We start from the raw sequence: 24,852 nt of genomic DNA, 5'->3' as shown, positions 1-24,852 counted from the left end.
GTGCACGAGACAACGAGGAAAGGGGGCGTCAGAGGAGCCCCGCAGAAGTGGAAGGCCACTAGCGGCTGGACCGGGCACCAGGACGGTCGGTCTTTTTCCCGTTCGGTGGTCAAGCTGCCGTGAGGACTACCGGCGGTGAGGGGAGCTAGCAAGGGGCGCGTGGGGGTACACAACTGGCGGCCGTGTTGACTCGGCGATGTCGCAATGACGTGTGCTCCGACACAGCCGTCGACTACCGTTTGTAGTATTGGAGCTACTCTTAGTAACCGGAATGCTGGTTGTGATCGCGGTCGGTTGTGTCGGTGGCTCTCACTCTTTTCAGAACGTACGTGTTCCGTGCTCCCCCTCGCGTACGCGCCGAATGAGTGCTGCCGTCGTCGGCCCGCCGCCCCTCCACCTACCGGAAAGCAGGACGACACAAGCCATGCAGACTCCAGTCCGCCTCGCGGCAAGCATCGCACTCGCCACCGTCGCCATGGTGACGGCAGCCGCTCCCGCCTCCGCCGACGCTTCGATCATCCGAGGCCAGGGTCGCGACGCATGCACCCGCAACTACGTCTGCCTCTACGACAACTGGGACTACAACGTCCCCACAAACGCCCGCATCTTTCGAACCACCGAAGACATCACCCACCTCAACGACTACAACTTCAACGACGTCACCAGCTCCGTTGTCAACAACAGCCGCTTCCTCGTCCGCATCTACCCGGACTACGACTTCAAGGGAGTGCCCGTGACGCTCCTGCCCGGCGAGTCCATCAGCTTCAACAGGGGCAACGGCTTCAATGACGTGGCCTCCTCCGTCCAGTTCCTCCCCTACACCATCGGATAGCCGCCTGCCGCACCGGTGCTCCTCCCCAGGCAACCAGCACCCCCTGGGGAGGAGCTATCTCATGGCTGTCTCCCTTCAAAGGACGGACTTGCCGCAGAACGCGCAAGCCCGTGTGTGGGGGACGCCTATCCGATCCTTGGGTGGCATCGACGACCAAGCCTGTCGTGGTCGCCGCGACGATGCTCCTGCTGGATGAGTGCCGACTGCGGCTGGACGACCCGTAGACCGCTGGCTGACCGAACTCGCCGACCGGTGGGTGCTCGAACGGGGCGACGGCCCGCTGGACGACACCGTGCCGGCCCGACGCCCGATCACCGTGCCGGTTCCCGGCAGCTCAGGCACCCCGGAACGGCGCCGCGGTGCGCACGGCGTTCGTGTGCGACTACCTCGCAGATGTCGAGATGCGGCGCGAGATCCATGAAGGACTCCAGGTCGTGGAGAACTGGAACTCCGCGAACAAGGGCCTCTTCTACGGCAAGGACGGCGACCTGGCCGGTGCGGACAAGGAATCCCAGGAGGTCAGCATGCTCGCGCTGCACCTGCTCCAGTCCGCCCTGGTCCACGTCAACACGCTGCTGATGCCGGAGGTCCTCGTTGATCCGAAGTGGGCTGACATCCTCACCGATGCGGACCGGCGCGCACTGTCTCCGCTGTTCTGGACGCATGTGAATCCCTACGGCCGGTTTGAGCTGGATATGAACCGTCGCCTGGATCTGGACCTGGCCACCCGCGCCGTGCCAGGCCCGCGCACTCTTCAGGGGGAAGGGGCTGCCGTGCCGGGGTGAAGGGTGGGCTAGGGTCTTTCGTTTGGATCATGCCGGATCAGGGAGCGGGCGCCGGTGCCGTGCATCGCAAGGCGGAGGAGAGCGGCAGGGCGGAGCCCTGCCAACCGACGACAACGCGGCGAGGCGCGGTGCCGGGGCCCGCGAGCCCGGCATGATCCAAACGAGAGGCCCTAGGTCCAGATGCGGGCCGCAAGGCAACCAGGGATGTTCAGCCGTTGTAGGGCACGGCTACGTCGATGCGTAGTACCGCTGGCGAGCTTCCCTGACGTCCTCCGGGAAGGCGTCCACCAGGCCGAAGTCGGTGATCGAGTTGTCGAGCTTCTCAATCGCCGTGTGCACTCTGGAGGTTCGCCGTGGTCCCAGTCTCGGGCAGTGCGGCCTCGCGCCGATGGTCGGCGGCTCCTTACTCTCCCCCGTCGGTGGAATGGAGCTGGAAGTCGACGACGACGCAACCAACCTGTCCGTCATCGGTGCGGCCGATCCAGACGGGGTAGGCCCCGTCGCCCCGGCCGGCACGGAAGGCGATGAGGTTCGGCTCGGGTTCCGTGCTGGGCAGTTCGACGCTGAATTGGCTGTCGAGGGGTATGAACAGGTCCTCGTCCAGCTGGTCTTCGATCACCGTCCGAGTCGCATCCATGAAAGCTCGGCCGTGCGGTCGAACGCGGCCGGTTCCAGGGCTGCTGCGGTGCGGATGGCTCGCACGAGGGAGACCTCTGGCGGACGCCTAGCGCTGATAGGCCGCCGCGATCCGTTCCCGGAACGGGCGGCGGTGTACCGCCTGCGCCACCTCGGTCAGCAGGTCCGCCAGCGGCATAGAGAGTTCCGCGTCCAGTTCGGCCATCGCCGCCACCGTTGCGTCCCACTCCGCCTGGATCTGCGGCAGCAGGGCGTGGGCCTTGCTGGTGAGTTCGATCAGGCGGCGGCGGGCGTCTCGTGGGTCGGAGGTATGGGTGACCAGGCCCGCGCGGGCCATCTGAGCCGCCGTCTGACTTGCGGCCGAGTGCGTGACGCCGACTGCAGCGGCCAAGTCGCGGACCGGAAGCGGGCCTTCGGCCAGCAGGGCGCGTACGACCGGGGAAAAGCGGGGCCGGTACTCGGACAGGCCCTGCTCCTCGTAGATATTGGCCACGTCGCGGTCGAGCAGTTCCAGGACGTGGCGGAGCAGGGTGCCGGCAGCGGCAGAGTCCGGGTGATTCCTCACCCTGTTAATCTAACAGCGCTGTCGGATCTGGGAGGCGTCTCACATGGCCGGGCTCTATCCCCCCGTCGAGCCGTACGAGCACGGCATGCTGGACGTCGGCGACGGCAACCGCGTGTACTGGGAGACCTGCGGGAATCCGGCGGGCAAGCCCGCCCTCGTCCTGCACGGCGGGCCGGGGTCCGGCGCGGGGCCGTTCTGGCGCCAGCTGTTCGACCCCTCGGCGTACCGCATCGTGCTGTTCGACCAGCGCGGGTGCGGGCGCAGCACCCCGGACGCGGCAGATCCGCAGACCTCGCTCGCCGCCAACACCACCCCGCATCTGATCGCCGACATCGAACTGCTGCGTCGTCACCTCGGCATCGAGAACTGGCTGGTCGTCGGCGGCTCCTGGGGTGTGACCCTGGCGTTGGCTTACGCCGAGCAGCACCCCGGACACGTCTCGGAGCTGGTGCTGTTCAGCGTCACCAACACCACCCGCCGCGAGGTGGAGTGGGTCACACGGGACATGGGGCGGATCTTCCCCAAGGAATGGGCCCGGTTCCGCGACGCCGTACCGGAACCGGAGCGAGACGGCAGCCTGGTGGAGGCATACGCCCAGATGCTCGCCGATCCCGATCCCGCCGTACGGGAGCGCGCGGCCCGGGAGTGGTGCCGGTGGGAGGACGCGCACGTGTCCACCCACCCGGGGCACAAGCCCGACCCCAGTTTCGAGGACCCGAACTTCCGGCTGCGCTTCGCCCGCCTCGTCACGCACTACTGGCGGCACGCCGGCTTCCTGCAGGACGGGGCGCTGCTGCGCGATGTCGGCAAGCTCGCCGGCATCCCCGGCGTGATGGTCCACGGGCGGATGGACATCAGCGGGCCCCCGGACATCGCATGGCACCTGGCCCAGGTGTGGCCGGACGCGGAGCTCGTACTGATCGGCGACGAGGGGCACGGGCTGTCGGGGGACGCCACGATCAAGGCCGTTGTCGCGGCCACGGACCGGTTTCGGCCGGTCTAGGAAGAGATGGCCGTCCGTGGCCTGAGCTCATCGGCTCAGCCCAGCGTTCACGCCGCCATGGTCTCTGGTCGTTCGACGAGGCGGCCGTTCTCGAACCGGGCGCCTGCGCGGACCAGGGGCACGAGGTGGGCGCCGGTGATCGCGCGCGAGCGGATCTGCGCGGACTCGACGAGCTTGAACACCATCGCGAGGGCCGCGGCGGGGCTGCCGGCGCCGCGGGTGACCTTGGTGCGGAGCTTGACGGTGGAGAAGGTCGACTCGACGGGGTCGTGGTCCGCAGGTGGATCCAGGGCTCGGCCGGGAAGTCGTAGAACGCCAGCAGTTCCTCCCGGTCGTCGGTGATCTTCGCGACGGCCTTGGGGAACTTGGCGCCGTAGGTCTTCGCGAACGCCTCGATCGCCTTCTCTGCGTGTGCGCGGTCCTCGGCGCTGTAGATCTCCTGCATGGCCTTCGTGGCGCCCGGCTGTGCGGACTTCGCCAGGGAGTTCGTGACATTCCTGACCTTGTGGACCCAGCACCGCTGGTGGCGGGCAGCCGGGAACACCTCGGCCAGCGCCTTCCACAGGCCCATCGCGCCGTCGCCGACGACCAGCTCGGGATCGCGTATGCCGCGACGGCGGCAGTCGCGCAGCAGGTCGGCCCACGACTCGGTGGACTCACGCAGCCCCTCGGCCAGCGCGATCAGCTCCTTGGTGCCGTCCAGGCGCACGCCCATCAGCACCAGGACGCAGGAGTGCGCCTGCCCGAGCCGGATCTTGGGGTGCACCGCGTCCGCCCAGACGTACGCGTAGTCGCTGTCGGCGAGGTCGCGCTGCTGGAAGGCGGCGTGGTCGTCCTGCCACTGCTTCGTCAGGCGGGTCACGGTGGCAGGTGACAGGCCGGCCGCCGAGCCGAGGAACTGCTCCAGCGCGGGCACGAAGTCCCCCGAGGACAGTCCGTGCAGGTAGAGCAGCGGCAGCACCTCGCTAACCTTGGGCGACCTACGGCACCAGGGCGGCAGGATCTTCGAGGAGAACCGCATCCGCTCGCCGGTGGCCGCATCCACCCGTCTGTCGTTCACGCGCGGGGCCGTGACCTCGACGGGACCTGCTGCAGTGGTCACGGTGCGGGGCCGGTGGTGGCCGTCGCGGACCACCAGGCGGTGCCCAGCTTCGTCCGTCTCGGCGGCCAACTCGGCTATGTATTGGTTGACTTCGGCCTCCAGCGCTGCGGTGAGCATCCGGCGCGCGCCCTCGCGGACGATCTCGTCGATCAGGGAGGCGGACTCGGTCGAACCGTCGGCGTTCACTACGCTGAGCACGGGCGTGCCTTCCCGACCCGCGCTGCGAACGCGGGCCTACTCGGTGACTGGTCGATCAATCACCCGGGAAAGTACGCCCTTCGCGCGCTCCCGGGGAGCCGATCCACAAGTCCTGAGCATTGCTCGAGCCTGAGCCGTCAGTGACCGTGGCGGACACCGGCAACGCCAAGGCCGCCGGTGATGAGAAGGCCGTGACCGGCTACCGCGGCCCGGCCCCGGCAAGCGGCCCTGAGGCCCCCGCCTCGGTCCATCTGTCTCGCACCGGACCTGCAACCGCGACCAACGGCGGAACCGCCATCAGCGGCTACGTTCACACGCTGACCGTGCAGCGCGCGCCGCGGGAGCCGGCTTCTTGGCCGCACCAGGTCGGTGTGATCCCGTCCGAGGCGCGGTCCTTCCAGCATCGCGCCGAGGCAGACCGGCTGCGTGCGGCGGTCGAGGACGGGGCACCGCCATGCTGTCCCAGGTGCTGACCGGAATGGGCGCAGTCGGCAAGACCCAGCTGGCCGCCGACTACGCCCGCGCCGCCTGGGACGACGGAGACTTGGACGTTCTGGTCTGGGTCACCGCGAGCGCCCAGTCCGCTGTGGTGAGCGGACGCGCAGGCCAGCGTCGAACTGTGCGGGGCCGATCCCGAGGACCCTGAGCAGGCCGCGAAACAGTTCCTGGTCTGACTCGTCCCTGAACTGGGGCGCCGTGCCGGTGGCTGATCGTCCTGGACGACGTCGCCGACCCTAACGACCTCATCGTCCACCCCTACGACCCCGGCAACCGCGACGGGCCTTCACCCGGTCCGAGCTGGAAGCGTTCTTCGACCACGCCGACGAGGAAGTGCTGCGGAGTGAGCGGCTGTGCGTCAGGCGGAGTCCGGCGACAATGCGCCGAGAACGGCCGCGAGGCTGTGCGAGTCGCGGCGGGCGATGTTGTGGCCGACGGGGATCTCGTGAACCCGCCAGCCTGAGTCGTTGCGCAACCGTTCGGTCAGAGTCACGAACGGGCTACCCGGCCACGCGCCACCACTGATGAACGTTCGGCCGAGCGCGCGGCTGGGGTTGCCTCCCAGCCTGATCGACTGGACGAAGCTCGCCAGTGGGTGCGGTCGCGCGCGAGGGTCGAGTCCTTCGGGGACTGCGACCCATCGACCGTCGGCGCGGGCGCCAGCTATGAACAACTCCCGGAAGCTGTCGCTGGTCAAAGACCAACATGAATCCCCGTCGTCCGGGACGTAGGCGTCGATGAAGACGAGCTGATCGAGGCGGTCGCTGAGCCGATCCGCGACACCGGCGATCACCATTCCGCCGTAGCTGTGCCCGCATAGCGCGACGGGCGTTCCGTCGCCACGGTCAATGATCTCTGCTACCTGGTCAATATGGGCGTCGAGGTTCGGCGGACGGTCCACATCGACTGGGCCGTCCGACTCCAACCCTGACAGGGTCACCGCCTCGACGTGGTGACCGGCTCGGTGCAGCTCGGCGGCCACCGAGTCGAACACCCATCCGCCTTGCCAGCCACCCGGCACCATCACGAACTTCACCGCGTCATCGTAGGTCAAGCAGAACCCGACGAGTACAGCTGCTCCGCCTCGGTACGCTCGGGCTGGCGGCGGCGAACCGTAAGGCGAATCCGTGCGCACCGGCCAGCTTTGGCGACGACGCTCCATAGGCCCTCGATGCCACACGGTTCTCACAAACATCCGATTGTGAGAACTGGGCTCCGAGTTCGGAACTCCGGCTTGATGCCGACCGGCGAAAGCGTTACGGCGCTGCTTCGCGCGGGATGGTGGACTCGGGCCGGGGGAGCGTGTCCGGCTGTGGTGCCGTCCAGTTGGTGAGGAGTTGGAGAGAGCGGGCGGTTTCGGAGCCCGGTTCGACGGTGTAGACGCACAGGGTCTGGTCGCTTTCGCCGGGCGCTTGGAAGGACTCGTAGGAGAAGTGCAGTTCGCCGACGAGGGGGTGGTGGTAGTGCTTGGCGCCGTGGGTCCGGCGCAGCACCCGGTGGTCGTTCCACCATGTCGAGAACTCCGGTGACTTCAGCGTGAGTTCGCCGACGAGGTCGGCGAGCTGGCGGTCCTGGGGGCTTCGGCCTGCTTCCAGGCGGAGGATGGCGACGGTTTCGGCGGCGATCTGTTCCCAGTTGCCGACCCGTTCGCGGGCGTCGGGGTCCAGGAGGTAGTAGCGGGCCAGGTTCCGGCGGGGCGCGGGCAGGGCGTCGAAGTCGGTGAGGACCTCGCGGGCCAGGCGGTTGGATGCAAGGACGTCGGTGCGCCGGCCGAGGATGAACGCGGGCACGTGGTCAAGGGTCTGCAGCATCAGATGCAGTCCGGGGCGCACGCGCTGGGGGCTGGTCGGAGCGCGGCGGGCCGGTGTGGGCCGTGCCAGGAGGTCAGTGAGGTGCTCGCGCTCGGAGGGGGTCCAGCCGAAGGGTGCTGGCGAGGGCTTCGAGGACTTCGGGGGAGGGGTTCTGCGCCCGGCCCTGTTCGATGCGGGTGTAGTACTCGGTACTGACTCCGGCCAGTCTGGCGACCTCGTCGCGGCGGAGGCCGGGCACGCGGCGGGCCCGGCCGTCATCGGGCAGCCCTGCCTGGTCGGGGGTGACCCGGGCACGGCGGGTGCGCAGGAAGTCGGCGAGCTCGTTACTACGGTCATCCATATCCCCAGTGTGGCGGAAGAGAGTGGGCCATGCCCCGGGCTGGGTGGTACTGCCAGTACCTTCCTTGTGGATACCTGCCTGGTCAGGGCCTTTTCCGGCGCCCCGTGAGGCGTCTGCGAGTGGTGTTCTTGTGGAGGAGCCGATGGCGATAGGCCGCGGTCCCGAACCCTTCATCTCACCCACCTTGAAAGGTGTGCCTCATGACCACGCAGACTTCCGCCCGTCCCCTTTCCGGCCGTGTCGCGGTCGTCACCGGTGCCTCCAGCGGTATCGGCGAGGCGTCGGCCGAGCACCTGGCCGGACTCGGCGCTCGTGTCGTCGTCCTGGCGCGGCGTGCGGAACGGCTCGACGACCTGGTCGCGCGGATCGAGAAGGACGGCGGCGAGGCCCTGGCGATCGCCGCCGATGTCACCGACGCGGTGGCGGTGCAGGCGGCCGCCGACCGGGTGGCGGCCGAACTGGGCGGCGTCGACCTGCTGTTCAACAACGCGGGCGTCATGCTCCCCGCCCCTGTCGCGGAGCTGGCCACCGACCAGTGGCAGCGCCAGATCGACCTCAACGTCACCGGCCTGATGCACATCATCGGTGCGTTCACGCCCCAGCTGGTCAAGGCCGCCGGCGAGCGTGGGGTGGCCGACTTGATCAACACCTCGTCGATCGCGGCGCAGAACATCTTCCCCACCTTCGCGGTCTACTCCGCCACCAAGGCGTACGTCACACACCTGTCCCGGCACCTGCGGGCCGAGCTCGGTGCGAAGAAGGTGCGGGTGTCGGCGATCGAGCCGGGTATCGTCGGCACCGAGCTGCAGAGCCACGTCACCGATGAAGGCGCACTGGAGTGGCTGGCCGGCTCCAAGGAGACGATGGAGTGGCTCACGCCGCAGGATGTTGCCCAGACCGTCGGGTTCATCGCCGCCCTGCCGCCGCGGGTCAACCTGCAGCAGGTCACCATCATGCCCACCGGGCAGGCCAGCTGACCGTGGGATGCCGTAGGCCGCCGCCCTCGCACGAGGGCGGCGGCACTCAGCTCGGGACGGTGATCCCGGTCACCACGTCGACGGCGTGGCGGCTCCGTAGAGGGACAAGCCCGGCGCTGGGGCGGTGTGGTCCATCGTGTTCCTCCCGGATGCAGTGGGTCAGGCCGCCTGGCGGTAGCCGTCCGGGGCGGGCGGGTCCTCGCCGCGCAGCGGGCTGAACCGGTGCACGAACCGCTCATGCAGAGCGCCCAGTTCACCCGCCCACAACCTGACATCAGCAAGGCCCCCACCCATAACCACACCAACGACTGAGCTGGCCAGCAGTCACGGAAAGCACCGTTGCAGTAAGAGGTCGCCCGCGTCTGTTGGGACGGCTAGCGTGGTCCCGAACGGCTTGTCGACCAGGAGCTATGGGGGCGCTTCAGCACCGGGTTTGATCAACTGCGCTGGTTGAGAGCCCGGGTCAGATCCCGGTTTGCCGCCCGGGCTGCATCGAGTTCGGCCTGTCGCTCTTCCAACTGGCGCGTCACCTCGGCGTTGCGCTGTTCAAGGCGGATCATCGCGGCTTGCAGGTTGGCGACGTCGGCCGGAGCGCCGAGACCTGACTCTCTCCACGCCTCGTCCCCAAGCTGCCGGGAGAGACGGCTCTCCAGTTGCTGAACCCGGATGGCTAGGCGGGCGGCGCGGGCGTTGGCGTTGGCGAGATCGGCCTGCAGTGACGCCTCCGTAGCGGCCGGACCGGCGCCTGCCGGCTCGGTCGGGCGGCTACCGGCGGTATGCAAGTGCTCCAGCAGGTCGCGGTGGCGGTAGAGGAAGGTGCGGTCGACCCGTGCTGCGCGGGCGATGGCCGAGGCGGTCATCGGTGTGCCGTCGTGTGGGGCGGCCGTGATGGCTTCGTGGACGCGGCGGCGGCGTTCAGTGCCGACGTGGCGGCCGTAGTTCATGGGGGTGGTCACGTCGGGGTCCTTGTGGGGCGAATGTCCGGACGTTGTGAACCGTCGTGTTCCGGAGCTCTCCTTCGTTGTGGCACGCTTTCCTCGGAGTCGAACGCCCCTATGGGCTGATCGGGTGTGCTACGTCTTCGGTAACCATCACGACGCCTGAGCTCACCGGCTTCTCATCGTTGGCAAGGATGAGCCGGTGACGGGCCCAGGTGCCGAGCCGGTCACACGCCGAGGCAGGGTCGTACGGCGATGAACCTCCGTCAGGGCGCCGCCGACACCGTCTGCATCACCGGCCACGCAACCCCCGCCAAGGTCACGGAATGTCGCACACAAGTGCGTACCCGAGCTGGCAGCGGGTCGCGAGTCCCCCTTGACGGGTATCCTCCTCCGGCGTTATCGGGCCCGCGCTGATCATGGGAGGTTCTTGAAGGTGAATCCTCTACTCCATGTCAGCCCCTCGGAACCCCGGAAATGCGGCGGCGTGGTTCGCCCGGCGGCGGGTTTGAGTTCCGCGAGGACCACCGTGGCGACGGCCGACACGTTCACTGCGGCGCTGCTGAGAGCCGGATGCGTCGGCCGCATGCTTGTGCCCGTCGGCTGTCGCTGATGCCGCGGATGGTGAGGGTCTGAAGGACGCCCGTCAGGTGGGCGGCTTGGGCCACGCCCGCGCTCTCCATCTCGATGGCGACGGCGTCGTTGAAATGGCGCGTGAGTTGCTCGGACAGTGCCGAGGAATGGGAGTTGAGGACCACCTCGTCGGCGGCGACGGGCTTGAAGTGCACGCGCCCGGCCAGCTCGGGGCCGAACCGGGCATGTCGGGCGGCCTGTTCCAGACGGTGGGAGACTTCCCAGGCGCGCGGGCGGGCGTGGAAGCCGGCGTCAGTGTCCTTGCCGCCGTGGTACGCGTACACGCGGGTGGCGACCACGACGTCCCCGAGTGCGATCGCGTCTTTCAGGCCGCCCGCCACGCCGACAAAGAGGAGCGCCTCGGGGGAAGCCAGCTGTTCGCCCGCTCGGTGATCACCGCTCCTGCCCCATTGCCCTCGCCGATCTGCCCCAGGGCGACGGACCAGGGGGTGTCGGGCAGACGTCCGAGGTCGAAGCGGGTGCCGAGGGGGTGGGTCAGTTTCCGGATGCCGCTGAGGTGGGCGCGTACGGCCTCATACTCCACGGGGACGCTGTCAGGATCACCACGCTGGGGTGTTGCTCGTTCTCCGCCATGCCACCGACCTAAGCCACATCCGCGTCAAGTCCCGGTTGCGGGACCGGGACTCAACCGTAGGGGACGATTAGGGCGGAGTGAGTGGTTCCGCCATGAAGGAGCGTCGGCGCGCACTTTGCACCGTGGGTCAGAGATAGGAGACCGGGGCCCTGATTCCCGTGGGTTCAGGGAAACCGGAGGTCCTTCAGCGCGAACTCGCGGGTCCATCGGTGTGCGTCAGGCCGATGCATCCGTGGGTTCGGGTGAAACACGAGGATGCTGAGCGATCCGAAGGGTCTCGGCGGTGACGTCGGCCTGGATGTCCTCGGTCATCACGACCGCCTGCCGAACTGCCAGTTGTGCACCCAGAGCGGCGTACCGGTCCGGGGTCGGGATGGCGCGTGCCGTGTCCGGGTCCGGCCTTCGGACCAACGCCGCCGTCCCCAGCCGGGTGGCGCCGTTGTCGGACAGCCGTAGGCGATCAGCTCGTCCCGGTCGAGCGGCACCGCGAGGTCGGCGGCCTGCCCCGTGCCGAGGCCGAGCACCAGGTCAGGTCTGATCCGCGGCGCGCAGGGCCCGCGCCAGCCATTCCAGCTCCTCGGTCGCGTCGGGCGACGAATCCTGCCCTCGCACACGGGCGACGAGCCTGCGGTAGTGCTCCGCTCCTGCCTCGATCCCGGCTTCCAGGCTGCGCAGCACGGCGGCCCGATCGACGTCACCGAACAACTCTGACAGCACCTCGGCCGCTGCCGGCCCCTCGGGAGCGACCCCGCCTTTTCTGACCTCCGCGACGGCCTGCACGATCTGCCTGGCCCACCAGATGGACGCCCCGGGGGGACGGCCCTGCCCCGGTACGGGCGTGTTGAGCTCCATCCATGTGCGCAACCGGGCGCGGAAACCGGGGTCCCGCACCAATTCGGCCAGTTCGATCCAGGCGTCGACCTGCTCAGGTGTGGGATCGTCGGGCAATTCGATGCTGAAGGTGCGCATGCGGTCGCGCAGGCGCGGGTCGTCGAGGCCGCCGAACACCTCCTCCTTGAACTCGTCGATGATCTGCTTGCGCTCGGCGGCCGAAAGCCGCGCCAACCGGTTCATCAGTGCTGTCTCCTCAACGGTCGAACCCCGTTTCGCCACGGTGGACAGGACGGCCCGGCTCACCTTGAGTGAGCGGATCTGCGCGTCGAGCGCGGCCACATGCGCGTCGGCGACCTCGGCGACCGTGGTGCGGCCGCTCAGGACACGGCACACGTCGTCGAGCCCGAGGCCCAGCTCCCGCAGGGTGCGGACCAGCTCGACACGGGCCACGGACTCGGCGTCGTACAACCGGTAGCCGCCCGCGGAACGGCCCACAGGCGGCACCGCCCCCTCGTCCGACCAGAAGCGCAGGGTACGCACCGGAAGTCCGGTGCGGTGCGCGAGCCGGCCAATGGTGAGCACGTCGGGGCGTTCGTCGTCCATGAGTAAGATCCTGAACCCTCCGGCGGCTGGAGACTCAAGCGCCTCAGTGCGACATCCCGTGAGTTCTCCAGAACTCTGCCGAGCCTTCTCACCACCGCCAGCGCCGACAGTATGCGCCTCCCCGCCTTCGACCAGACTGCAGACTGATCAGATCGGACGAGAAAGCTTCAGGAATCCCGAAGTCACGTCACTGACCGGCCGACCACGCGAACGAGAGAGAAGCCCCAGGCCAGGGGCTCAGGGTTCCGGCAAGAACCACGGGAACCCACGGCATGTCGCACACGCGGTGACGGCGGCCGCCGTCTGTCTTTTCCTGTGCTTCCTGTGCGGCTTCAGCCGCTCGGCCACCGCGGGGCGGTGTGCGGCCGGAAGCATGTGATGGTTCGCGCCGTCGAGGTGGAAAGGGAGCCCGGGCGTGTCACCGGGTCACCGGGTCCGGTGAGACGGTGCGACCGCGTCTCGGAGAAAAATGATTGAGATGGCAACCTTTCCGCTCCGAGTGGCCACTTAGGGGTGTACCGACGAGGGCGAGCCGTGGTCAGTGGCGCTACGCCCTCTGTGTCAACACCCGATCGGAGCACTACGTGTCACCAGACGACCCGAGATCCGCCGAGCAGCCGATGCCTCGGGGTCGCACGCCCCGCCGTAGCCGGATGCTCCGGCATTGTGTCGTGGGGGCGGTGGCGGTGCTCGCCGCCTCGGCCGGTATCGGCGCCCTGGCGCCCAGCGCGGGCGCCGCGCCGACCGTCGGCATCCGTGTGGATGCCGGTACCTCCTTGGGCACGGTGCCCAGCAGTGGTGCCGGCCTCAACACGGGCTACGGCGACGAGCACATGGGGAACGCCAAGGCGTCATCGCTGATGAAGGCCGCGGGAGTTCGGCAGCTGCGCTTTCCCGGCGGCTCCGGCGCGGACGAGTACCACTGGAAGACCCATACCTTCGGCGACGGCAGCGGCTGGATCCCCTCCAACACCGACTTCGACCACTTCATGGCCACCGCGAAGAGGGTCGGCGCCCAGCCGATCCTGACCGCGAACTACGGGTCCGGCACCCCCCAGGAGGCCGCCGACTGGGTCAAGTACGCCAACGTCGACAAAGGTTACGGCGTGAAGTACTGGGAGATCGGCAACGAGGTCTACGGCAACGGGCACTACGGCAACGGCAAGGGCTGGGAAACTGACACGCACGCCGACAAGAGCCCGAAGGAGTACGCGAAGAACCTGATCGCCTACGCGAAGGCGATGAAGGCCGTGGACCCGAAGGTGAAGATCGGAGCGGTGCTCACCACCCCCGGCTACTGGCCGGATGCGGAAAAGGCTCCCGGTGACAGCGCCGACTGGAACAACACGGTGCTCTCCATCGCGGGACGCTCGATCGACTTCGTCATCGTCCACTGGTATCCGGGCGGCACCACCACGGCCGACCTGCTGAATACCCCCTCCCGGATCGCCGGTGTCAGGTCCGCGCTGCGCTCGCTGATCGCCAAGTACGCGGGCTCGCACGCCGCTTCGGTGGAGATCGCGGTCACCGAGACCGACGCCGTCGGCTCGCCGGCCTTGACCAGCCAGGCCGCAGCCCTGTTTGCGCCGGACACCTACATGACCTGGTTCGAGCAGGGCGCCACCCACGTGGACTGGTGGAACCTGCACAACGGCTCGGGCGAAGCACCCACCACCGTCCACGGCGAGACCGACTACCAGGACGGGGGTGTGCTCTCCGCTGGAACCTGCGCCGGGGGGAAGTGCGAACCGCCGCGCGAGACGCCCTTCCCCACCTACTGGGGCATCCGCTCACTGACCGCACTGGCGCAGCCTGGCGACACCATGGTCAAGTCGTCCTCGGGCAACTCGTCGGTCGCTGTGCACGCGGTGCGGAGCAGTAACGGCGGTCTGAACGTCATGCTGATCAACAAGAGCCCGCAGAACGCGGCGCAGGTGTCGCTCTCGTACGCCGGATTCACCCCGGCCGCAGGGGCGGTCACGACCGTTTCGTATGCCAAGGGAGGCACCGCCCTGACGACGGCGGAGCGGGGCACGGCGGTCGCACAGACGCTGCCGCCGTACTCGATCACGACTCTTCAGCTGAAGCCCGCGTCGGGGACTGCCGGCGCTGCCAAGCCGTCGCCCGCCCCCACGCCGACCGCCGCCACGCCGGTTGTCTCCGCCTCCGGCACGACCGGCACCCGTGCGCAGGCGGAGATCGGCGCACCCGTCGGCCAGCCGACCCCGAGCAGCACGTCCGGCCCCCTGGCTTCCACCGGGGTGAGCAACGCTGTCACGTACAGCGCCCTCGGTGGCCTGCTGGTCGTCGCTGCCGGCGGCGTGCTGGTGCTTCGCGGACGTCGACGCAGGGCTTTGCACGGGAAGTGAGACCGCGTGAGTGACTGACGGCCCGGCAGCAACACCACCCACCCGTGGCGTGCGCGCCGGGCCGTCGGCCTCCGCGCCGGCGTCGGCGGTCAGGAAACAAACAAGGCCCGGGTCGTTGACCTGGACCTGGCCTGCCTCGGCACCGGTCCCGACCCGTGGGGCGGCCCACGGGCCGCGTTCCGGGCCACCGTAGAACTGCCGCGCGAGGACTTCGCGATGAACTACAACCAGGTCGTCCAGGCCGGCATGGCCGCCATCGGCACCACGCTCCGCGTCGGGATCGACCTCCAGGCCGTCCAGGGCGAACAGCTTCCGCCGCTCGCCTGACGGCGGAGACGGCTCGGCCCCCTGCCTCGGCTTGTTTTTTAACCTCTGTGCGCTTGTGTCTGCGGGTGCCTCTCGGTAGGGCGCGGTTTCTGATCACGCGGAAGGGGAGAGCTGTTCGCGCACCCATTCGGGATCGGGGTTGGTGTGTGGCTGGCCCGCCACGACGACGGTCGGCACGGTCTCGTTGCCGGCGTTGGCTGCTCTCACCGTTGCGGCTCCTGCCGGGTCGCGCCAGATGTTGACCCAATGCAACTGGCGGGCGCTGCGGCCCAGCCGGATGCGCAGTCGTATGCAGTACTTGCAGCCCGGCCGCCAGAAGACGACCGGTCGGCCGTCGACCGCGCTGCGGCGTTGTGCCTCCTGCGCGCCGATCGACCTCGGGAAGATCAGGGGTGAGTTCACGCTGGCGAGCGCCAGGAACGCCAGCAGGAGTGCTGCGGCTGTGCCGGGGCTCCCCTTGAAGATCTGCCCAGTCGCGACGGCCGAGCCGCTGAGCACAAGCAGCATCGGCAGAATCCAAGCGCGCATCATGGTGATGCAGGTTATCGATGAGTCGAAATGCTCCTCGAACTAGGCCGCTCACCTGGGTGTTCGACGGACGCTGAGGCGGCCTTCGTCTGATCATGTGCTCCGACCAAGGATGCACGTGACCACGACGAAGGCCGTGAAGGTGAGTCTGCTGCCTGATCATGTTCCGGGGGAAGCGTTCGCGAAAGCGTCACGCTTCCGGGAGGACTTATTCGACTGCCTGACCGCTCGCGGGGACGAACTGTTCGACCTCGCGGATGCGCTGCTGTGTGCGGATGGACCGGTGAGGGTGAGGGCGCCGGTGGACCTGACGTTGGTGGCTGAGCACCGGCGCGGGCACGGCGCCATGTACGACGCGCTGAACTGCGGGAAACGTCGACGTCCCCCGGCTGCGGCAGGTGCTGGTCGGCCTGCCCATGCCGCAGGCCGGCGACGGCCGCCTGGTCCTCGCGGTCGACGTCAGCAACTGGCTCCGTCCTGACGCTCCCACCAGCGCCGATCGCCTGTTCTGCCACGTTTACGGCCGCAGCGGACGGTCCTCGGACCAGTTCGTGCCCGGCTGGCCGTACTCGTAGTCGACCTCCGCGAGGTCGCGGTCCATGAAAGCGGTGTGATCGGCCTGCACGGCCTGCCAGTGGGGTGCGCCGGGTGTTTGGGGCGAGCCGGGCGGCGGGGTGTGGCTGGCCCAGCGGTGTGCGTGCAGCCGGGTCAGGACAGCGTAGGCGGTGAGTAACTCGCCGCTGTCGCGGGTGCGCTGGTAGGTCACTGTCCGGCTGGTGGCGAGTTCGTCCCAGGTGCGCTGGCGTCGTTTGTGATCGCGTCTGGTGAGCGGGCATCGTCGCCTCATAGTTGAGCGGTGACGCGATCTCGGCGCAGTCGGTGACGCTCGTGCGCCAGAGCCCTGCTGGTACGGCTGCGCCCAGGATGAGGCCATGAAGGCGCCGGCAGCAGCCCCCTCGAGAGCACACACGGATAAGTTCATGATCGGTTTCTCCTCGCTGGCGGCCAGGTGGCGCCGGAAGCCCCATGGTCACGTCGCCCCGCACGGCAAAACGCCGCATCAAACGTGAATTCACACGAACGAGGCTCCGACAGACACGATGACCGAGCGCGCGACGGACAAGTGTCGCCGGCCAGCCACCCGGACTAGGCAGCCCCGGCGCTGATGCACGTGCCGTGGCAATGCGACCTGCCCGAGGAACGCCGATCAGCGCGTGTCCCGACCGCGCGCGTGCCAAGCCCCACCAGAGCGAGCGCCGGTGGCACGCCCGGCCGTCAACCGGCGCCGCAAGGGCACCGTCAACACCCTGGCCGCGCTGAAGTCGATCCGCGCCGCCCGACCCGACGGCGCCCCGATCTACATCATCCTGGACAACCTCTCCGCCCACACCGGCGCGGACATTCGCCGCTGGGCGAAGAAGCACAAAATCGAGCTGTGCTTCACTCCGACCTATGCCTCCTGGGCCAACCCGATAGAGGCCCACTTCGGCCCGCTGCGCCAGTTCACCCTGGCCAACTCCCACCATCGCAGCCATCCCGCGCAGACCCAGGCCCTGCACCGCTACCTGCGCTGGCGCAACGCCAACGCTCGCCACCCCGACATCCTCGCCGCCCAACGCAGGGAACGCGCCCGCATCCGCAGCGAGAAGGGCATCCGCTGGGGCGGACGCCCCCTCGCCGTCGCAGCCTGAACTCGAGTGGGCCCTCGCGTCACCTTCGCCAGAACAGGTGATGCGTCACGCCGCTCGGGCTGGGCACGACCTCCAGGTGGAACCGGTCGAGCAGTTCATCGGGGGACTCCCACAGGCTTAATCCGGACCCGAGCTTTACCGGCGAGACCGCCACATGCATGGTGTCGACGAGGCCGGCATCAAGGAACTGCCGGATGGTGATGACCCCGCCGCCGAGTCGGACATCCTTGCCCTGCGCCGCTTCCCGCGCCCGTGCGAGGACCGTGGCCGGGTCGCCGTCGACGAAGTGGAACGTGGTGTCGGAGAGCGTGAACGACGGACGCGTGTGGTGAGTCATGACGAACACCGGGGTGCGGAAGGGGGGCTCCTCCCCCCACCAGCCGCGCCAGTCATGGTCATTCCAGGGCCCGCGCTGGGGCCCGAACTTGTTGCGGCCCATGATCTCGGCGCCGATGTTGCGTGCGAAGTCTCGCGTGAAGTAGTCGTCGAGGCCCCGGCTCCCGCCGGGATCCGTGCGCATGGGCCAGCTCGCCGTGGCTCCGGCCCAGGCGAACAGCCTCTCGGGATGGTCGTGGCCGAACGGCCGCTCGAGACTCTGGTGCTCACCGGCACCGATTCCGTCACTCGAGACGTTGAAGTTCATGACTTTCAGCAGTTGATCCACGTGTTTCCTCGTCAGGTCCTGTCGCATCATCGTGTGGCGAGCCGCCGCACATCATGACGTCGAACGGGACGTGGCCGGATCGACAGCAGCCCGCAACTTTTTCCAAGGCGCGTCAGGAAGCGGCCTCGTTGGCGGTGTGGCCGTAACGGACGCGGTGACGGCATCGGGGTGGCCGGGGTGGCCGCCGCGACCACTCACATGCGTCGCAACGGACGTCACCGCCCATGCAAGGGGTCCAGCCGAGATACGCGCCAAAGGGGCAATGAGTTGATCTTGATGTGACATCGCACGTGGTCAGCACAGTGAGGCCGCAGTAAATGCGTAGACCTCGCCTGGCGGCCGGAACGGACCGCCGCAGGTCGCGAGGATCACGGCAGGGGCTCCGTCGCAGTAAATCCGGTACCTACTGCGGCAGTTGCGAACGCGTCTCCGCGGTCGAGCATCCGCCCGAATGTGGTTCTGCTATGGGAACTTGAGGGGAGGGGACTGTGAGTGCCCGACGCGGACCAGGCCTGGCGCCAGGCTGTTTGCCTGGGTCATGCCCGCAGATCTTCCGTCACGGGCAGGCACTCGGCGAGCAGGTCGACGACGTCGCGCCAGGCTCGCTGCGCGTGCTGTGGGTGGTAGCCGACGCCGGGGACCGTGGGATGGTCGACCGGCGGGTGGTGGAAGGCGTGCAAGGCGCCGCCGTAGACCGCGAGGCGCCAATCGACGCCTGCGGCCTGCATCTCGGCGGTGAACGCGTTCCGTTGTGCGGGCGGCATGATCGGGTCTTCCGACCCGACGCCGGCCCACACCGGGCAGCGAATGCGCGCTGCCTCGCCCGGTCGGCCCGTGGTCAGTGCGTTGACTGTCCCGATCGCGCGCAGGTTGACGCCGTCGCGCCCGAGTTCCAGCCCGACGGCGCCTCCGGTGCCGTAGCCGATGGCGGCGATCCGGTCGGGGTCGGCCCGCGATTCGGTGCGCAACAGGTCGAGCGCCGCATGGCCGATGCCCCGCATCCGGTCGGGATCAGAGAGCAGTGGTATGCAACGGGCCAGCATTTCCTCGGGGTCGCTCAAATAGCGCCCGCCGTGAAGGTCGAAGGCCAGCGCTACGTATCCCAGCTCGGCGAGAGCATCGGCCCGGCGGCGCTCGACGTCGCTTAGCCCCATGCCCTCTGGTCCGAGCAGCACCGCGGGTCGGCGGTCGATACCGGCCGGGAGCGCGAGGTGCCCGATCATCGTCAAACCGTCGGCCGGGTACTCGACCGTACGCGTCGTAATCGCCGTCATGAGACTGGACTGTAGTGATCGTCGAGCTCGGCCCGGCCGGTGTTCTGCCGCTGGCAGAACAGCGCGCGTGTCCCTCTGAAATGCGGGGGCCGAGCCCTCAGGGCTTCAAGATCATTTCGTTGCCGCCTTTGGCGCGTACCTCGGTCATACCCCTCCAACCGTTCCAACCGCCAACCCGGCGAACCATCGCGGTCAGAGCACTAGCCGCGCCGGGGCAGTAACGGCTCCACCAACACGCACTCGCACGGCAGATCTCAAACGAGGCCTGAGCCATCTCACCGCCACGCAAGGACCAGGGAGACTACACCCTCCACCGCCTACATCCTGCACGCGGAACCGCCGCGTGCCCTATCCCGAGGCGGAAACTGCATGTCCACACTCGCCCTGCTGGTCGTCCTGCTGCTGGTCCTGGTCGGCCTGCTGCTCCTCGGCGCGCTCACCTACGCCGTCTACCGCGTCCCGCGCCTCACGCAGCCGCTGACCGTCGCTGGTGCCGGGGCCTGCCGCCCTCGTCATCGCCGTGTCACCGGCGGCGTGCGGTGAACCGCGCACCGCTTCGTCGGCCGCAGCGCCCACGAAGCTCCACCTGCTGCACGGAGTGTGCAGCCACGTAGTGCTGCACACCCCGCCCCTGCAGCAGGGAAGCGGGTCGTACCGCCGACAGATTGAAGAGTGCTCAAGGTGGTGGCCGGCGACGGGCCGGTGACCGCGAGACCCTGGCAGCGATCATCTTCGTGGCCTCGTCGGGCTGCACTTGGCGGCAACTTCCGCCGGTGTTCGGCCCGGCCTGGCCCACTGTCTACAGGCGATTCGCCCAGTGGAGCCGGGACCGGGTCTGGGCCAAGCTCCACCGGGTGATCCTGGATGAACTCGGGGCCAGGGGGCGAGCTGGACTGGTCGCGGTGCGCGATCGACTCCGTCAGCGTGCGAGCCGCAAAAAGGGGCCGTTGAGCGGACCGAACCCGACCGACCGTGGCAAGCCGGGATCGAAAATCCACCTGCTCACGGACAGAAGCGGGCTTCCCCTGTCGGTGGCGTCTCCAGCGCCAACACCCGCGACAGCCTCGGCCTCAAGCCGTTGATCCGCGGGATCCCGCCCATCCGCTCCAGCCGCGGCCCGCGCCGCCGACGCCCGGCCAAGCTCCACGCCGACAAAGGCTACGACTACGACCACCTGCGCCGATGGCTGCGCAGCAAAGGCATCCGCCACCGCATCGCCCGCAAGGGCGTCGAGACCTCCGCCCGGCTGGGCCGCCACCGCTGGGTCGTCGAGAGGACGGTGTCATAGCTGGCCGGGTTCCGACGCCTGCACCGCCGCTACGAGCGCAAGGTCGAGCACTTCCTCGCCTTCGTCGGCATAGCCGCAGCCCTCATCGGCTACCGCCGACTCACCAAATAGAGCGAATCTTACTGGGTCGGGTCCACGTCCATGAACTGGTAGTCGCTCTGGATGAGGCCGTCCGGGCCGAGGACGATGAACTCTGTGCCGACGGCCGCGACATCACCGCCGCCGGCAGGCACCATGTGCCAGGTGAGGCGCACAGAGTTGTGATTCACCTGGTAGTTGTGGATCGTGAAGGCGAATCCCTTCTCGACGAAGTCCTCGTACGCCTCATGAATGGCCTCGTGGATCCGGCTGTGGCCGCGGTACTCATCGGTCACGTTGGCGTAGTAGCCATCGCTCGCCCAGAGCTCGCTGACAGCCTTCTGACGGCGGTCGGCGTCCACCTCGTTCCACACCGCGGTGTACCGGTCCACGATATCGGCGATATTGGTCAAGGCACGTTCCCTTTCCTGAATGAAACTGGGTCGGGTACTCGGCGCACCATCCGCATCGTCGGATGGTGTCGCCTGGAAGCCTCTTGATGCTCACAGCCTGGCATCACGGCTGTCGATTACTTTGGAGGTAATCCAACACCGGGCACCGATTTCCGGACGAGCACCCACAACTCGCCCCGCGCCAGCTGCTCAACCAGCTCCACGACGAACGGTTCAGCGACCAACCTCGCCATAAGAAACGGCGTCTTTACGACTTCGGGAACGATTGATGTCGGGGTGTGGTGGCCTGGCAGGTCGGCTGGAGGGTGATCAGCAGGCTGGCTGTCGGACGGGTACCAGGTCTGTGCTCGTCTTGCGGCGGGTTGTCCGTTGAGTAGATCGGTCGGAGACCAGCCCGGCGATCGCCAGGTGTGTGTCGGCGTAGTCCTTGCGCCGCCCGGTGTAGCGCTGGAGTGGGCGCCACTGCTTGTACTCGGCATTGGTGTGCTCCACGCAGATCCGCCGGGAAGACTGGCGGCGCCGCTGCTCGCGCCAGGCGTGGCGCTCGCCGAGCGGGGCATCGTCCTTGGGTTTCTTCGGCGGCGCGCTGACCCGGTCGGTGAACTCGTTGGCCAGGCCCCGGTAGCCCTCGTCTACCTCGGCTTTCACCGTCGGGTGCTGGTGGAACTGCTCGGCGATGCCCTCGGTGCGCGCGCAGGCCTGGTCGTGCATCCTGCCCGGGCGCACGACGCCGGAGAAGAGGGTGCGGCCCTGGCCGTCGCTGAAGGTGGTGGTCTTGATGGTGTTCTGCTTCTTCTTGCCGGACACGAATGCCTTCCGGCCGGGGCGCCCCGCCTTGGGGCGGCGGACCTGCACCTCGGTGCCATCGATTCGCAAATCCACGCCCTCCGCGTCGGTGTAGGCGAACAGGTCCTCCAGCGTGCGCAGCCGCACTCCGGGCCGGTCGGGGACGGCGAAGCCGCGTGCCGCGAGCAACGGGCGGATCTCACGGATCGCGCCGGAGATGGTAGAGCGGTCCACCGCGTAGAACTCCGCCAGCGCAGCGTGCGGCAGCCCCAGCCGCAGGTGCACCAGCGTGACCAGGAGCCGGTCCACGAACACCAGCCGCCGCTTGGGTCCTGCCCCGGCGGCCCGTCGCCGGTCCCCGCCACGCCGCTCGCGCAGCACCGATTCCCGCCCTGCCTGCCACTTGGGGGCGAGTTCTTCAAGTAACGCGCCGAAGTGTGCGCGGGAGACGCCGCACAGGGCAGGGTTAGCGCAGACCGCACGGGCCCAGGTCAGCTTCACAACTCACCCAACCAGCACGGCTCTTCTCGCGTCACGGGTCGACCACCACCTCCACGATCGGCCTCAAGGCCGTCACTGGCTGTCGGGTGTGGCCCAGGCTACGAGCTGGAGGATTACACCGTTCGGGTCGGTGACCTGGAAGAGGCGCTCACCCCACGGCTCTTCACGCAGAGGCATGGTGATGGAGACGCCTTCGCTCTGCAGTCGCTCGTATTCAGCCTCCAGGTCAGCCACGGTGAATGCGGTGATCACACCCGCGGCGTGCTGGTCCCTAACGCCCTCGGGCAGGACCTCGATGCCGCGCTGCAGAAAGATCACGTTGACGGCGTCCTCGCGGACCAGTGAGGCAAAGCCTTCGGAGGCCATGACCTCTTGGAATCCGAAGTGCCTGGTCAGGAATGCGGCGGAGGCGGGGACGTCGTCGACGGTCAGGGAGACGGCGGTGGAAGTGATCTTCATGGCTTCTCCTGGAGGATCGAGACCAATCTCTGTACGCTGTACTCTATACATCGTACAGAGTGTGAGTGGCAAGGGATCAAAGCCCTCAGGGGAAAGGATGGAGCGCATGGCTAAGGAACGAAGCGGCGCAGACGACCCGGCCCGCACTCTGGAACTGCTGTGGCGCGAGCCCGGACAAAGTGGCCCCCGGCGCGGCCCCAAGCAGGGCTTGACGGTCGATGCGGTCGTCCAGGCCGCCATCGAGCTCGCCGACTCCGGTGGGCTGGACGCCCTGACCATGCGCAGCGTTGCCCAGCAGTTGGGCGTCACGCCAATGACGCTCTACACGTACGTCCCGGGCAAGGCGGAGCTCCTTGACCTCATGCTGGACGCCACCTATCTGCAGATGCCGCGTACCGATCACACAGCCGCCCCGTGGCGCACGAGGGTGGAGGTCGTCGCGCGCGAGAACCGCGACCTCTATAGGCGCCACCACTGGGTGGCGACCCTGCCCACCACACGCCCGCCGCTCGGTCCCGGACTCATGACCAAGTACGAACACGAACTGGCCGCGTTCGACGGCCTCGGGCTCGACGATGTCGAAATGGACGCGGCCCTCACCTTCCTGCTCGGCTTCGTCCAGTCCGTCGCCCGCGTCGACCTCGATACCCAGGCCGCCGCCCGCGACAGCACCATGTCCGACGAGCAGTGGTGGGCCGCCAACGCTCCACTTCTGGCCAGGGTCTTCGATCCTGGCCGATTCCCCCTCGCAGCCCGGGTCGGAAGTTCCGCGGGTGCAGCTCACCAGGGCGTGTACAACCCCGAACACGCCTTCAGCTTCGGGCTGCAGTGCATCCTGGACGGCCTCGCCCACCTCACCGCGAGCCGTTCCCGATAGCAATCTCACTTGCCGGTCCGGCAACGTCCGCGTTCACGTCCGCTGACCGCGACGACCACTATCGATCCCAAGCTCGTTAGCCGCTGCCCAGGTCAGGGCACAGTCCACTGGCCGATGTTGTTGGCGAAGCCGCTGGCCAGGGCGAATTGGATCCTGGCGATCTTTGATCTGGTCGGGACCTCGAAGGTGACGAACCCCAGCGCGGTGTCCCCGGGGGAGGGTGACGCTGCCTCCGAAGCCGGGGCCGGCTGCCGTGTCTTCGACGGTGGGGTTGGACTGCTGGCCTTGGCTGTCTCTGAGTTTCGCGTCGTTGTCTGGCGCCTCGTCGAGGACCTGGGTGCCGGTGTTCTTCAGTCGGAACTGCACGCCAGGAATCGCTTCCCGGCGTCGGGGCTGGAGAATTCGTTCTCGGGTGCCGCCGGGTCAACTACCTTGACGACCGTGACCGCGGCTGTTCGGCCCTGTTCCGTGCCGGTCAGATTGATCGTGTCGCCCACCGAGGCGATCGATGGCCTCTGGCTGGGGGTGGGGCTCGGCTGCTGCGGCACTGTCGTCGTTTGCTCAGTCGTCCTGGTTTCCGGTGTGATGGCGACCTCTTTGTCGCTGCAGGCCGTCACCGTTACGGCGAGCAGCGCCGCCACAGCGAGAAACGGCAAGCGATACATGTGTGCTCCTTCGCTCAGGCGCTCCGCGGACGGCGCTCCGCCGCCTTCTTCGCCGCCGCGTTCTTCGTGGTCCGCTTCGCCGGCTGCGCCCCGGAGGGCGTCTTGGCTGCGGTCGGGGCATCGGCCTCGCCGCGGGACTCTCGCGCCTTGGCCACGGACTCATCCAGGGCGGCCATCAGGTCGAGTACCGCGGCTGGCTGCTCTGGCTGTGGCGCCTTCGGCAACTCGCGGTCCTGTCGCTTGGCCTCGATGATCTGCGCCAGGGCTTCTGTGTAGGTGTCGCGGAACTCGGCGTCGTTGAGGTCGTCGCGGGTCATGGTGTCCATGAGGGCGAGTGCGCCCTGGATCTCGTCGTCGGACACCTCGACGGGCGGTGGGAGCAGCTCGGTCGGGTCGCGGATCTCGTAGGGCCAGCGCATGGCATGCAGGACGATCACGTCGTCCCGCACCTGCAGCAGGCCCAGCCGCTCCCGCCCCGACCACGCGTACTTGGCGACGGCGACCTTCGACGAGCGGCCCAGGGCCTGGCGGAGCAGCTTGTACCGGCACCGGCCTGCCCCTCGACGAACCCACGTCACCTTG

The 24,852-nt window shown here is 68.2% G+C and carries 25 protein-coding genes and 8 pseudogenes; 13 read left to right on the top strand and 20 right to left on the bottom strand.

The features are described from left to right. Positions 1-424 precede the first annotated feature (424 nt). The 3 genes and pseudogenes from AC067M_RS37750 to AC067M_RS37740 all read left to right on the top strand — a co-directional run bounded on the left by AC067M_RS37750 (position 425) and on the right by AC067M_RS37740 (position 1,617). Complete coding sequence (locus AC067M_RS37750) at positions 425-832, top strand: peptidase inhibitor family I36 protein (protein ID WP_478701536.1); 408 nt, start codon at positions 425-427, stop codon at positions 830-832. A 140-nt stretch (positions 833-972) separates the two neighbouring features. Further along, positions 973-1,151: pseudogene (locus AC067M_RS37745) on the top strand (serine hydrolase); the annotation flags it as partial. Between the two features lie 40 nt (positions 1,152-1,191). Further along, positions 1,192-1,617 carry a Tn3 family transposase gene (locus AC067M_RS37740; RefSeq protein ID WP_478701535.1) on the top strand — a complete coding sequence of 142 codons (426 nt, stop codon included), beginning with the start codon at positions 1,192-1,194 and terminating at the stop codon, positions 1,615-1,617. Between the two features lie 403 nt (positions 1,618-2,020). Here the strand turns inward: AC067M_RS37740 and AC067M_RS37735 are convergent, their stop codons facing one another. Together AC067M_RS37735 and AC067M_RS37730 are read right to left on the bottom strand one after the other, a co-directional pair. Further along, entirely contained in the window at positions 2,021-2,236 is a 216-nt protein-coding gene (locus AC067M_RS37735; protein WP_478701534.1) for a DUF4241 domain-containing protein, read from the bottom strand. A gap of 105 nt (positions 2,237-2,341) precedes the next feature. Continuing rightward, positions 2,342-2,818 carry a MarR family winged helix-turn-helix transcriptional regulator gene (locus tag AC067M_RS37730; RefSeq protein ID WP_478701533.1) on the bottom strand — a complete coding sequence of 159 codons (477 nt, stop codon included), beginning with the start codon at positions 2,816-2,818 and terminating at the stop codon, positions 2,342-2,344. A gap of 43 nt (positions 2,819-2,861) precedes the next feature. On the opposite strand from AC067M_RS37730, the gene pip reads away from it, so the two are divergent. Further along, on the top strand, positions 2,862-3,821 hold the full coding sequence (gene pip, locus AC067M_RS37725; protein ID WP_478701532.1) for a prolyl aminopeptidase: 960 nt from the start codon (positions 2,862-2,864) through the stop codon (positions 3,819-3,821). Between the two features lie 47 nt (positions 3,822-3,868). Here the strand turns inward: pip and AC067M_RS37720 are convergent. Continuing rightward, a pseudogene (locus AC067M_RS37720) lies at positions 3,869-5,121 on the bottom strand (IS256 family transposase). A 454-nt stretch (positions 5,122-5,575) separates the two neighbouring features. Here AC067M_RS37720 and AC067M_RS37715 point away from each other — a divergent pair. After that, on the top strand, positions 5,576-5,767 hold the full coding sequence (locus tag AC067M_RS37715; RefSeq protein ID WP_478701531.1) for a hypothetical protein: 192 nt from the start codon (positions 5,576-5,578) through the stop codon (positions 5,765-5,767). A 210-nt stretch (positions 5,768-5,977) separates the two neighbouring features. Here the strand turns inward: AC067M_RS37715 and AC067M_RS37710 are convergent, their stop codons facing one another. Both AC067M_RS37710 and AC067M_RS37705 read right to left on the bottom strand, forming a co-directional pair. Next, entirely contained in the window at positions 5,978-6,655 is a 678-nt protein-coding gene (locus AC067M_RS37710; protein ID WP_478701530.1) for an alpha/beta fold hydrolase, read from the bottom strand. Between the two features lie 220 nt (positions 6,656-6,875). Further along, positions 6,876-7,770, bottom strand: a pseudogene (locus AC067M_RS37705) (helix-turn-helix transcriptional regulator). A gap of 200 nt (positions 7,771-7,970) precedes the next feature. On the opposite strand from AC067M_RS37705, the gene AC067M_RS37700 reads away from it, so the two are divergent. Next, positions 7,971-8,747, top strand: coding sequence for an SDR family oxidoreductase (locus tag AC067M_RS37700; RefSeq protein ID WP_478701529.1), 777 nt, complete (start codon positions 7,971-7,973; stop codon positions 8,745-8,747). Positions 8,748-8,906: 159 nt separating this feature from the next. On the opposite strand, the gene AC067M_RS37695 is transcribed toward AC067M_RS37700, so the two are convergent. The 6 genes and pseudogenes from AC067M_RS37695 to AC067M_RS37670 form a co-directional block, all read right to left on the bottom strand. Beyond that, positions 8,907-9,041, bottom strand: coding sequence for a hypothetical protein (locus AC067M_RS37695; protein ID WP_478701609.1), 135 nt, complete (start codon positions 9,039-9,041; stop codon positions 8,907-8,909). A 143-nt stretch (positions 9,042-9,184) separates the two neighbouring features. Then, on the bottom strand, positions 9,185-9,703 hold the full coding sequence (locus AC067M_RS37690) for a hypothetical protein (RefSeq protein ID WP_478701528.1): 519 nt from the start codon (positions 9,701-9,703) through the stop codon (positions 9,185-9,187). Between the two features lie 530 nt (positions 9,704-10,233). Further along, positions 10,234-10,659 (bottom strand): 5'-methylthioadenosine/S-adenosylhomocysteine nucleosidase family protein, encoded by a 426-nt coding sequence (locus AC067M_RS37685; protein ID WP_478701527.1) that lies wholly within the window; start codon positions 10,657-10,659, stop codon positions 10,234-10,236. After that, positions 10,644-10,862, bottom strand: a complete 219-nt coding sequence (locus AC067M_RS37680; protein ID WP_478701526.1) for a hypothetical protein — start codon at positions 10,860-10,862, stop codon at positions 10,644-10,646. Before AC067M_RS37680 ends, AC067M_RS37685 begins: the two co-directional genes overlap by 16 nt. Positions 10,863-11,224: 362 nt before the next feature. After that, a pseudogene (locus AC067M_RS37675) lies at positions 11,225-11,440 on the bottom strand (YciI family protein); the annotation flags it as partial. 1 nt (position 11,441) lies between these two features. Then, the gene (locus AC067M_RS37670; RefSeq protein ID WP_478701525.1) at positions 11,442-12,350 is read right to left on the bottom strand and encodes a helix-turn-helix domain-containing protein; all 909 of its coding nucleotides are present in this window, start codon (positions 12,348-12,350) and stop codon (positions 11,442-11,444) included. 653 nt (positions 12,351-13,003) lie between these two features. Here AC067M_RS37670 and AC067M_RS37665 point away from each other — a divergent pair. Beyond that, positions 13,004-14,719 (top strand): LPXTG cell wall anchor domain-containing protein, encoded by a 1,716-nt coding sequence (locus tag AC067M_RS37665; protein ID WP_478701524.1) that lies wholly within the window; start codon positions 13,004-13,006, stop codon positions 14,717-14,719. A 108-nt stretch (positions 14,720-14,827) separates the two neighbouring features. Next, a pseudogene (locus AC067M_RS37660) lies at positions 14,828-15,046 on the top strand (YceI family protein); the annotation flags it as partial. A gap of 93 nt (positions 15,047-15,139) precedes the next feature. Here the strand turns inward: AC067M_RS37660 and AC067M_RS37655 are convergent. Next, entirely contained in the window at positions 15,140-15,577 is a 438-nt protein-coding gene (locus AC067M_RS37655) for a glutaredoxin domain-containing protein (RefSeq protein WP_478701523.1), read from the bottom strand. Between the two features lie 109 nt (positions 15,578-15,686). Here AC067M_RS37655 and AC067M_RS37650 point away from each other — a divergent pair. Then, positions 15,687-16,146, top strand: a pseudogene (locus AC067M_RS37650) (transposase); the annotation flags it as partial. Here AC067M_RS37650 and AC067M_RS37645 read toward each other — a convergent pair. Continuing rightward, on the bottom strand, positions 16,092-16,421 hold the full coding sequence (locus tag AC067M_RS37645) for a hypothetical protein (RefSeq protein ID WP_478701522.1): 330 nt from the start codon (positions 16,419-16,421) through the stop codon (positions 16,092-16,094). The pseudogene AC067M_RS37650 and the gene AC067M_RS37645 sit on opposite strands and share 55 nt — an antisense overlap. A 427-nt stretch (positions 16,422-16,848) precedes the next feature. Between AC067M_RS37645 and AC067M_RS37640 the strand changes: the two are divergent. After that, positions 16,849-17,265, top strand: a pseudogene (locus tag AC067M_RS37640) (transposase); the annotation flags it as partial. Positions 17,266-17,284: 19 nt separating this feature from the next. Here AC067M_RS37640 and AC067M_RS37635 read toward each other — a convergent pair. Then, complete coding sequence (locus AC067M_RS37635; protein WP_478701521.1) at positions 17,285-17,929, bottom strand: dihydrofolate reductase family protein; 645 nt, start codon at positions 17,927-17,929, stop codon at positions 17,285-17,287. A gap of 536 nt (positions 17,930-18,465) precedes the next feature. Further along, positions 18,466-19,203 (bottom strand): dienelactone hydrolase family protein, encoded by a 738-nt coding sequence (locus tag AC067M_RS37630; protein WP_478701520.1) that lies wholly within the window; start codon positions 19,201-19,203, stop codon positions 18,466-18,468. Between the two features lie 369 nt (positions 19,204-19,572). Between AC067M_RS37630 and AC067M_RS37625 the strand changes: the two genes are divergently transcribed. Beyond that, entirely contained in the window at positions 19,573-19,746 is a 174-nt protein-coding gene (locus AC067M_RS37625) for a hypothetical protein (RefSeq protein WP_478701519.1), read from the top strand. Between the two features lie 57 nt (positions 19,747-19,803). Further along, a pseudogene (locus AC067M_RS37620) lies at positions 19,804-20,602 on the top strand (IS5 family transposase). Between the two features lie 8 nt (positions 20,603-20,610). Here the strand turns inward: AC067M_RS37620 and AC067M_RS37615 are convergent. The 3 genes from AC067M_RS37615 to AC067M_RS37605 all read right to left on the bottom strand — a co-directional run bounded on the left by AC067M_RS37615 (position 20,611) and on the right by AC067M_RS37605 (position 22,728). After that, positions 20,611-20,982: a nuclear transport factor 2 family protein gene (locus AC067M_RS37615; RefSeq protein WP_478701518.1), complete on the bottom strand. Its 372-nt coding sequence runs from the start codon at positions 20,980-20,982 to the stop codon at positions 20,611-20,613. Positions 20,983-21,291: 309 nt separating this feature from the next. Then, positions 21,292-22,269 carry a transposase gene (locus AC067M_RS37610; RefSeq protein ID WP_478701517.1) on the bottom strand — a complete coding sequence of 326 codons (978 nt, stop codon included), beginning with the start codon at positions 22,267-22,269 and terminating at the stop codon, positions 21,292-21,294. 72 nt (positions 22,270-22,341) lie between these two features. Continuing rightward, positions 22,342-22,728 carry a VOC family protein gene (locus AC067M_RS37605; RefSeq protein ID WP_478701516.1) on the bottom strand — a complete coding sequence of 129 codons (387 nt, stop codon included), beginning with the start codon at positions 22,726-22,728 and terminating at the stop codon, positions 22,342-22,344. A gap of 106 nt (positions 22,729-22,834) precedes the next feature. Between AC067M_RS37605 and AC067M_RS37600 the strand changes: the two genes are divergently transcribed. Next, positions 22,835-23,605 (top strand): TetR/AcrR family transcriptional regulator, encoded by a 771-nt coding sequence (locus AC067M_RS37600; RefSeq protein WP_478701515.1) that lies wholly within the window; start codon positions 22,835-22,837, stop codon positions 23,603-23,605. Positions 23,606-23,955: 350 nt separating this feature from the next. Here the strand turns inward: AC067M_RS37600 and AC067M_RS37595 are convergent, their stop codons facing one another. Both AC067M_RS37595 and AC067M_RS37590 read right to left on the bottom strand, forming a co-directional pair. Next, positions 23,956-24,270, bottom strand: coding sequence for a hypothetical protein (locus AC067M_RS37595; protein ID WP_478701514.1), 315 nt, complete (start codon positions 24,268-24,270; stop codon positions 23,956-23,958). Between the two features lie 14 nt (positions 24,271-24,284). After that, on the bottom strand, positions 24,285-24,848 hold the full coding sequence (locus tag AC067M_RS37590; RefSeq protein ID WP_478701513.1) for a Ku protein: 564 nt from the start codon (positions 24,846-24,848) through the stop codon (positions 24,285-24,287). Positions 24,849-24,852: the final 4 nt, after the last annotated feature.

It is taken from the genome of Streptomyces sp. NPDC043427, assembly GCF_056436655.1.
The sequence above is the reverse complement of the archived record's forward strand: the minus strand, read 5'-3'. Positions and strand labels throughout refer to the sequence as shown.

Coding starts and splice junctions, on each gene's coding strand:
- AC067M_RS37750 (WP_478701536.1), top strand. CDS start 425: ATGCAGACTCCAGTCCGCCTCGCGGCAAGCATCGCACTCGCCACCGTC.
- pip (WP_478701532.1), top strand. CDS start 2,862: ATGGCCGGGCTCTATCCCCCCGTCGAGCCGTACGAGCACGGCATGCTG.
- AC067M_RS37715 (WP_478701531.1), top strand. CDS start 5,576: ATGCTGTCCCAGGTGCTGACCGGAATGGGCGCAGTCGGCAAGACCCAG.
- AC067M_RS37700 (WP_478701529.1), top strand. CDS start 7,971: ATGACCACGCAGACTTCCGCCCGTCCCCTTTCCGGCCGTGTCGCGGTC.
- AC067M_RS37695 (WP_478701609.1), bottom strand. CDS start 9,041: ATGGGTGGGGGCCTTGCTGATGTCAGGTTGTGGGCGGGTGAACTGGGC.
- AC067M_RS37670 (WP_478701525.1), bottom strand. CDS start 12,350: ATGGACGACGAACGCCCCGACGTGCTCACCATTGGCCGGCTCGCGCAC.
- AC067M_RS37665 (WP_478701524.1), top strand. CDS start 13,004: ATGCTCCGGCATTGTGTCGTGGGGGCGGTGGCGGTGCTCGCCGCCTCG.
- AC067M_RS37655 (WP_478701523.1), bottom strand. CDS start 15,577: ATGATGCGCGCTTGGATTCTGCCGATGCTGCTTGTGCTCAGCGGCTCG.
- AC067M_RS37645 (WP_478701522.1), bottom strand. CDS start 16,421: ATGAGGCGACGATGCCCGCTCACCAGACGCGATCACAAACGACGCCAG.
- AC067M_RS37630 (WP_478701520.1), bottom strand. CDS start 19,203: ATGACGGCGATTACGACGCGTACGGTCGAGTACCCGGCCGACGGTTTG.
- AC067M_RS37625 (WP_478701519.1), top strand. CDS start 19,573: ATGTCCACACTCGCCCTGCTGGTCGTCCTGCTGCTGGTCCTGGTCGGC.
- AC067M_RS37605 (WP_478701516.1), bottom strand. CDS start 22,728: ATGAAGATCACTTCCACCGCCGTCTCCCTGACCGTCGACGACGTCCCC.
- AC067M_RS37600 (WP_478701515.1), top strand. CDS start 22,835: ATGGCTAAGGAACGAAGCGGCGCAGACGACCCGGCCCGCACTCTGGAA.
- AC067M_RS37595 (WP_478701514.1), bottom strand. CDS start 24,270: ATGTATCGCTTGCCGTTTCTCGCTGTGGCGGCGCTGCTCGCCGTAACG.